This is a genomic window from Streptosporangium sp. NPDC049248 (assembly GCF_040678965.1).
GTDB lineage: Bacteria > Actinomycetota > Actinomycetes > Streptosporangiales > Streptosporangiaceae > Streptosporangium > Streptosporangium fukuiense.
The window spans coordinates 1-1,093 of record NZ_JBFAQY010000096.1 but is presented as its reverse complement, the minus strand read 5'-3'; the positions used below and the strand labels follow the sequence as shown (position 1 = coordinate 1,093).

Annotated in this window: 1 protein-coding gene; it reads left to right on the top strand. The window is 64.0% G+C overall.

Annotated features, from left to right (window positions below):
* Positions 1-462: 462 nt before the first annotated feature.
* On the top strand, positions 463-798 hold the full coding sequence (locus tag AB0K21_RS44715) for an STAS domain-containing protein (RefSeq protein ID WP_343970812.1): 336 nt from the start codon (positions 463-465) through the stop codon (positions 796-798).
* Positions 799-1,093: the final 295 nt, after the last annotated feature.

The window sequence follows — 1,093 nt, the reverse complement described above, 5'->3', positions numbered from 1 at the left end:
TCTGAGTACCTCATACCTCCAGGCTGTCACCTGGGCAAACAGTGCGGACAAGCACCCCCGAGCAACCCGTGACGCCCAACTTTCTTCGTCAGTACGCACGCCTCCGCCCCGCCGGATCTTCCCGTCTGCCTCGTCCCACCCCGGGGGGCAATAGCTCGGGGACGGAGGGCCAAGGCCGTCTTCGCGTGTACGTCAACCGGCAGACGTTCCTCGGTCATGGGATGCCAACGGTCACAGATGGCCTTGATCCGGAGGAGTCGAGATGTTGGGCTCGCCTAGGACGTGGCAGACGGAAGATCCGGCTTCCACCTCAACCACCTACGGTCTCGGGACTTGCAATTCCGATCATCCCGGAGCCGAAGTGCCCCGCCGGAGGCAGAATGGAGCAGCAGCGGACAGGGACAGGAAGGCGGATGTGCCATGCCGGGTAAGGGGCCTGGAACTACGCTTGAGGTTCAATCGGTGCACCACGATGAGTACACAGTTCTGCAGGTGAGGGGTAAGTTCACTCAGGACACTACTCCAGCGGCTCTCCTCCAAGGCGAGATAGTGAGTCTGAGCGTGGACGGCCCTCCGCGCCTGGTTCTCGACCTGGGAGGAGTTACCACCTGGGATGACGATGGAGTAGGGGCCGTCATTGGTGCGGCGAAGCGGGTCATGACGGCTAGAGGGAAACTGGTCATTGCGGCGACTCCTGCCGATCTCATGGAGCGTTTTCAGCGGCAGGGATTGGATCAGCGGCTGAAGCTTCGCGAGACTGTCGAGCAGGCTGCAAACGAGTTCGACGTCTCCAGGTAGGCGGCGGTGTGCCAGTGGTCGGCGCGGCGTTGGGTGCCGCGCGGGGCCGCTACGGCGATGCCCCGCGCGGCGCTCGCGCCGTGACCGGCCCCCAGGCCACATGCGCGGCGCGGGCCCGCAAGCGCGGACCGCACGGCGGCGCGCCGCGCCGCCGCTTTGATACCTACGAGATTAATTCGGCAACTGTTGGCCGTGCTCTATGTCCTGTCTCGCTTGATGGTTGACACTCTGGCCTCGCTTGATGCTTGACACCTTGATCGTCGTCTGTGCCTGCTCGTGGCGTTGTCTGCGCTTC